Annotated in this window: 4 protein-coding genes; 2 read left to right on the top strand and 2 right to left on the bottom strand. The window is 45.2% G+C overall.

What is annotated here, in order from left to right; all coding sequences use genetic code 11:
* Positions 1-198 precede the first annotated feature (198 nt).
* Complete coding sequence (locus HWQ36_RS03700; RefSeq protein ID WP_292698209.1) at positions 199-3,108, bottom strand: hybrid sensor histidine kinase/response regulator; 2,910 nt, start codon at positions 3,106-3,108, stop codon at positions 199-201.
* A gap of 97 nt (positions 3,109-3,205) precedes the next feature.
* On the opposite strand from HWQ36_RS03700, the gene HWQ36_RS03705 reads away from it, so the two are divergent.
* Complete coding sequence (locus tag HWQ36_RS03705; RefSeq protein WP_292698215.1) at positions 3,206-3,379, top strand: hypothetical protein; 174 nt, start codon at positions 3,206-3,208, stop codon at positions 3,377-3,379.
* 180 nt (positions 3,380-3,559) lie between these two features.
* Here the strand turns inward: HWQ36_RS03705 and HWQ36_RS03710 are convergent, their stop codons facing one another.
* A complete protein-coding gene (locus HWQ36_RS03710; RefSeq protein ID WP_292698211.1) occupies positions 3,560-5,167 on the bottom strand; it encodes an iron uptake porin in 1,608 nt (535 codons plus the stop codon).
* Positions 5,168-5,503: 336 nt separating this feature from the next.
* Between HWQ36_RS03710 and HWQ36_RS03715 the strand changes: the two genes are divergently transcribed.
* Positions 5,504-6,514 (top strand): zinc ABC transporter substrate-binding protein, encoded by a 1,011-nt coding sequence (locus HWQ36_RS03715; RefSeq protein WP_292698213.1) that lies wholly within the window; start codon positions 5,504-5,506, stop codon positions 6,512-6,514.
* Positions 6,515-6,618: the final 104 nt, after the last annotated feature.

A 6,618-nucleotide genomic window follows, 5' to 3' on the forward strand; every position in this document is an offset into this window, starting at 1 on the left:
AACAATTAAAAATGAGAAATCCGTGCTGGCGCAATACGCTTGGGTTAAGGCTTAACTTTTTGTCAAGGTCAATTTTTTAACGAACCGCCAAGGACGCCAAGTACGCAAAGGAAGAGAAGGAAGAGAAGGGAGAAATGCTTAACTGAACTATATTGCGTGCTGGCGGACATTTTGAATGTTTAATTCCGCTACGTGTAACTACATACGCGGTTGTAGTAAATTGAGAATGGCTTCGTCATCAAACTGCTGGCTCAGTTCTAGTAACTTGTTGGCGAAGGGCGCGTACTGGGGATTGAGTTGCTTGAGGCGGTTGGCTTCCTGCTGAATATCAGCCATAAAGCCGTCCTGGGCTGCCTGGTAGAGGGCTGCTAGTTCCTCTGGCGCTGGCATCACCCAATCTGCCACATTGTCAACTACAGCCGAGGGTTCAGCCGTATTTGGTGCGGTTTCGTAAATCCACTGCAACTCCAAGTGGCGCTGTAACTCGCCTAACAGTCCAGCGAACTCAATGGGCTTGGGGAAAAAGCTAGTACAGCCTGCATCCATCGTCTGTTGCATATCCACCTGAGACAGACTGGCAGGGGAGGCGATAATGGGTGTATTGGCAAAATCTGGCAGTTGGCGCAGGCGGCGAGTCATTTCCAGCCCATTCATTTTTGACATCATGATATCGGTAACAATCAAATCTGGACGCATCTGGATTGCTTTGTCCAGTCCGGTCTGGCCATTGTCTGCCTCTGCCAGCTTGAAGCCCAGAGGTTCCAACATTCCGATCACCACGGCACAATTGTCTGGGCGATCGTCAATTACCAAAATTTTGCGCCGTTCGCCTTGATAACCGATCACCTTTTGGTGGGCAGTCGCAGGCTGAGAGAGCCAATCAGTAGCGGTGGACAAATCTACCTCAAACCAAAAGGTGCTGCCTTGGCCGAAAATGCTGTTGACATGAATAGTGCCGCCCATCATCTGGACAATTTGCTGACTGATTGCCAGCCCTAACCCAGTGCCTTCACTGTTGCGATCGCGTTTCCCGGCTTGCTCAAAGGGTAAAAAGATGGCTGCTAGTTTTTCTGAGGCAACACCAATGCCTGTGTCTTTTACCTGGAAGCGGATTTTCGTAGAGAGGCAATTCCCCTGCGTGGAGGCTTCACCAAGGGCAATTTCCCCATTTCCTACTGCCTCAACCCTAAACGTCACGCTGCCAAAGTCGGTAAATTTCACCGCATTACTGAGGAGGTTAAGTAACACTTGCCGCAGGCGTTTGTCGTCGGCATGGAAGGCGGTGGGCAGATTGGCGGCGGGCTGATAATAGAAGGCTACCCCCTTTTGCTCGGCTTTGATGCGGCAGATTTCTCCGGTGGTGGTCAGAAAGTTGGCGAAATGGAAATCTTGGGAGTAGAGATCCATTTTCTGCGCTTCCAGTTTTGACAAATCCAGAATGTCGTTGATCAGGATCAGCAGGTGGGAGCCGCATTGGTGAATTACGCCCAATCCCTTCTGTTGTTTGGGGGTGGTGGCTGGGTCGCGCTGGAGGATCTGGGCATAGCCGAGGATGCCGTTGAGTGGGGTTCGCAGTTCGTGGTTCATGTTGGCGAGAAATTCGCTCTTGCTGCGGTTGGCAACTTCGGCGACTTCCTTTGCTTGTTGTAGTTGGGCGGTGCGTTCTTCTACCCGTTCTTCTAAATCTGCATTACTTTTCTCTAAGGCGATGAAAGAGTCGCGCAATTGCCCTGCCATGTGGTTAAAGGAGTCGGCAAGGGTGTTGAATTCCTGGATGTTGCCCTCTGTGACTGTCTGGTCTAAGTCACCGGCTGCGATCGCCTGACTCGCCTGATTCAGGTGCAGGATGGGACGTGCAATCCACCGGGAGGTGAAGACACCGCTCACCATTGCTACTACCAGCGCCCCTAAACAAAGCAGGATACTAGTTTGGGTGTTGGCGTTAATCTGTGCCATGAAGGTGCTTTCTGGAACGCTGGTTATAACCAACCAGTCCAAGCCATATTTATCGCGCCAGGGACTAATATGCACATGATATTTTTCGCTTTGGAAATTGACGCTTAGTTTTTGGGTATTAGTGATGGAGTGGAAGTCTGGAATGCTTTTTTGAAGCTGCTTAACAATGCCTTGCACAACTGGATTGGAACTCTCCGTTGCTTTGAGGCGTTTAATTTCGTTATTAGTGACAGTAAAAGGTTGCTCCTGACCGGAATTAGCTACCAACATACCATCCCGCTCCAGAATAAATACTTGCCCAGAGCGACTAATATCTAAGGTTCGTAAAAATTCGCTCAGTTTCGACAGATGGATATCAACCCCCACTACGGCAATCAGCTTTTTGCTGGCATCATAAACTGGGCGACCAGCCGATGCCGCAATATAGGGAGGATAGGCAGGGTCGTAGTAGGTGTAGATGCGAGTCCAGATAGGTTTTCCCGCTTTGACGGGTTCGGTGTACGTAGGCTCGTTGACAGTATCCCACGTTGTGGTAGCTACGACTTGAGTTGGGTTGCCATCGTTATCTGCCAAGTAAGTTGTTGCATTTTTCGGTAGGCTGGGCGTTTTGGTTGCAGTATCATCAATGGTAACTGTCTTGCCATCGAAACGGGCGGCTCCAGCCCCTTCCCCGGTGGGAAGACTCAGGGCGATGTAGGTCAGGTCATAGGCTTGCATTTGGTGCCAGAAGTACTTGCCAATGGTTTTGCGATGCCTACGGTGGTCACTGAGCGCAGCCGAAGTGCTGGCTGCGCCTACGCGCACATTCAGCAATCCCATGCGAATTGCATCAGCATTGATCTGATTGACTTTATGCGGAATCGACAGGTAGGCAGCCAAATAGCGATCTACCTCACTGCTGGTTCGCTTCATCAATTGCCCAGACAGATCGTTAACTGCTTTCTCACCATTTTTGAACGACAAGTATCCCACCAACCCCACTGCGCCAAACACTTGCACGACAAAAGGAACGATGAGGACAAGCTGTAATGGCAATGCCCGGAATTTACTGGATGATGGATGGATCTTCATACGCTGGAAACTTTGGTTCATTTTGAGAGCTACTGGCACGGCTTTGAATTCACTAGAACCAGCGAAAACTGTTGCTCTCATTAAGATGATTCCCCAAAAATTTCTAGCTTGAACATTCTTCCGTCCCGCATTTCTCGTCCATGTAATCATGGGCTATCTTTAGGGACGGGCAGGTTTTATGCTATCCAACTACTCAGGCTCGTCTTGGTTTTGGATTTTATTAAAAATGACTTGTTCTAGCACAGCCTTTATTCACGCCTTGCGAGTTCCACCGAATATGAACTCAGCGCATGAAGCAATTCGCTGGGTAAATTGGGGTGTAGCTCCAGAGGCATTTGGTGTGCAAACATAACTGCTTCAGCGAATTTACCAATTTAGAACCATACTAAAAAAGTGTAAGACTATTATCTCTCCTTATGGTAGCGGGCCAGATAAGAATGAAATAGCCCTGGAGTCGCTATATTGATTTTTTAAATCACACACTAAAAAAGACGCAAAGGATAAATTTGCGTCTTTTTTTTATATTTGAAAATTAGAAAGTGAATGTGGTTCTCACTGTACCAATCACGATATCATCGTTTTGATTATTATGATCTGGCGCTGTTAGCCAGATAACTGCTGGGGTGATGCTGATATTGTCACTCAACTTATATTGATAGAAACCTTCAATGTGATATGAAGTGTCTGGATCTTTGTTGATACCTGCATTGCTGAGAGAATTGCTCACGCTGGTAACTTTAGGTTCCATACCAACAATAATGCCTGCAATGTTACCTGTTTTACCAAGATCCGGAAAAGCCAGTGTGACGGCATAGTTCCAGATGTCAGCATCGCCAGGAGTAACCGAAAGGACACGAGCTTTGGTCAAGCCAGCCCAACCGCCAATCACGAATTTTGAGCTAGGTTGAAAGGATACTTCTATACCGTAGGAGTTACTAGAAGCATTCTGCAATATATTGTCATTAGCGTTATTGCTACCACCACTACCATTGGCAAAAAAAGTATTTTTGTAGGCGTTAATGTAAGTCAAACCAAGGGTAATTTGGTTGCTAGGCTTAACAGTTAACTGCGCCATAGCACCATAAGCACCGTTGAATAGTCCAGAGCCTAGTTGAGGGCTAGCAGCATCATTCGCTAAATACCCCAAGCTTAATTCCAGCTTATCGCTGAACTCGTGTTTGATTCCTATACCAGTACCATTAACTAGATAATAAATTGGGTTGCGACTCCCAAATTGGGAAAGGGCACCGCTACCACCGTCCCCATCTAGGTACGGGTTGACTGTGTTAGTGAAATCATCAATTGCACCTGCATTTGCTTCCAGGGTGATGCCTGTTTTATCACCGAGAGGGAACTGATACAACAGTGCGTCTATCACAACTCCATTACTGTTGTTACCACCAGCAAATCGGAAGTCACCTTCTGGTGTAAAGGTAGCAGTGTCAGAGAAGGGGTCTAGGTTTGTTGCCTGAAGTCGTGTTCTCAGTAAATCTTGACCAGTGAAACTGGTGTCGAGGTTCAGACGTACCCGGTCTGCCAGGACAGCATTTTGGTTGACTTCTTGACCATTAACTGTATTACCACTTACGACACTTGCGATCGCTATTACTACTTCCCCGTTCAGCTTGGTTGTGGTTGAAAACTGATTCGCCTCCAATTCAGCAGTTTTAGCTTCTACTGTATCTACACGACCTCGGAGTGTCGCCAGTTCTGCTGAAAAGTCTGCTTGCAGCTTTTGTAATGTGGCTAAATCTTGTTTGTTAACTAAATCACCTGTGGCTGTAGCAATAAGTTCGTTAACGCGATCGAGACAAGCATTCAAACCAGCAGCAAACTCATATCGCGTTAATGCGCGATTACCGCGATAAGTGCTATTTGGATATCCTGCAATACAGCCATAGCGCTCAACCAATGACTGCAATGCTTGGAATGCCCAGTCGGTGGGTTGTACGTCGGAAAATTGAGATACGGAAGTAACTTGCCCCGTTATCTGAGTATTTGTGTCTGGACTAGCTAAAATTTGCGGTTGATTAATTTCAGATGTACCTGATGTTTCACCTGCAAATGCAGCAGTATTCACAAATAGCATTGCACAGCAGACTGCTGGACTAACTAGCAGATATTTCCAGAATTTTTGCATTTTTCTCCTCACACTGATCTTTAATTCACACCCAAAGCACGTTTTTTTAAACGCTATTTTATGAGAATCTTTGTCAGCAATCTTATCAGAAGTCAGCAAACTTTTTAACAAAAAAAGTCAAGAAATCCTAATTATTCAGGGAAAACTAAATTGCAGAGGACTGTGCCATCTGAAAAAGCTTTGTTGTAACTCATCACACACGAAACTGAGAATGATATTATGTGTCATGAATGAGAATGAGAATTATTATAGTATAAAATTTAGAATAGGTCTCATTGTCAATAGGAATGGTGGCAGAGGCAGACGTTGCATCGATTTTGAGGAGAAAACGCTGTGATGGGGAATTGCAGAGGACTTAGAGTAGGCAGACAAAGAAGCGGTAAATTGTCCATAATTGCTCTGTTAGTGTTGTCAATGACTGCTGGCTGTAGCCAATCGAATCCCAATCAGGGAAAAACTTCTGAACAGTCACCGCCAGCACAGGCGACTGTATCCACCCCAGTACCGCAGTTGGGAAAAACTAAAGTAGTGACGACATTTTTGCCGATATATTTGTTTACTAAGGCAGTTGTTGGCAATGTTGCAGATGTAGAAATTCTAGTGCCGCCTGGTACGGAGGTACATGAATACCAAGCGACACCCGAAAATGTCAAAGCGATCGCAACTGCAAATGTGTTACTAAAAAATGGTTTAGGTTTGGAGGAATTTTTGGAAAATACGGTCAAAAATGCCCAAAATACCAAATTAGTTGAAATTGATGCAAGCATTGGTATTAAACCCTTAAATGAAATTTCACCCGTTGTAAAAACAGCGAAGGAGGAAGAAGACCACGAACACACCCAAGGTAATCCTCACGTTTGGTTAGATCCAGTTTTGGCAAAACAAGAGGTAACTAATATTCGGGATGGATTAATTGCTGCTGACCCGGCAAATAAAGCTAATTATGAAGCAAATGCTGCGGCTTATATTAAAGAATTAGAAAGTTTAAATAGTGAATTTCAGCAGACTTTACAAAAAACTCCTAGTTGTACCTTTATTACCTTTCATGATGCGTTTCCATATTTAGCAAAACGCTATAACCTTAAGCAAGTTGCTGTGGTGCAAATTCCCGAAGATCAACTTTCACCAACTGATGTGCAAAATGCAGTCAATGCTGTGAAAAAGTACAAAGTTAAAGCTTTATTTAGTGAACCAGGAGTAGATAACAAGCTCCTAAGTAGCCTCTCCAAAGATTTGAAATTAACTTTGCGCCCTCTGGATTCGCTGGAAACTGGTGAAACAGATCCACAGCATTATTTCAAGGCAATGAAAGCTAACTTAAAAATTTTGGAAACGTCCTGTAAATAGGTTTTTCATTTGTCCTTTGTCCTTTGTCATTTGCTAATGACCAATGAAAAATGACCAATGACCAATGACCAATGACCAATGACCAATGACCAATGACCAATGAC

It is taken from the genome of Nostoc sp. NMS2 (genome assembly GCF_017115105.1).
Classification (GTDB): Bacteria; Cyanobacteriota; Cyanobacteriia; order Cyanobacteriales; family Nostocaceae; genus Nostoc.

What these genes read in the sequence shown, in the direction of transcription:
- HWQ36_RS03700 (WP_292698209.1), bottom strand. Translation starts at nt 3,108, where the DNA reads ATGAGAGCAACAGTTTTCGCTGGTTCTAGTGAATTCAAAGCCGTGCCA.
- HWQ36_RS03705 (WP_292698215.1), top strand. Translation starts at nt 3,206, where the DNA reads ATGCTATCCAACTACTCAGGCTCGTCTTGGTTTTGGATTTTATTAAAA.
- HWQ36_RS03710 (WP_292698211.1), bottom strand. Translation starts at nt 5,167, where the DNA reads ATGCAAAAATTCTGGAAATATCTGCTAGTTAGTCCAGCAGTCTGCTGT.
- HWQ36_RS03715 (WP_292698213.1), top strand. Translation starts at nt 5,504, where the DNA reads ATGGGGAATTGCAGAGGACTTAGAGTAGGCAGACAAAGAAGCGGTAAA.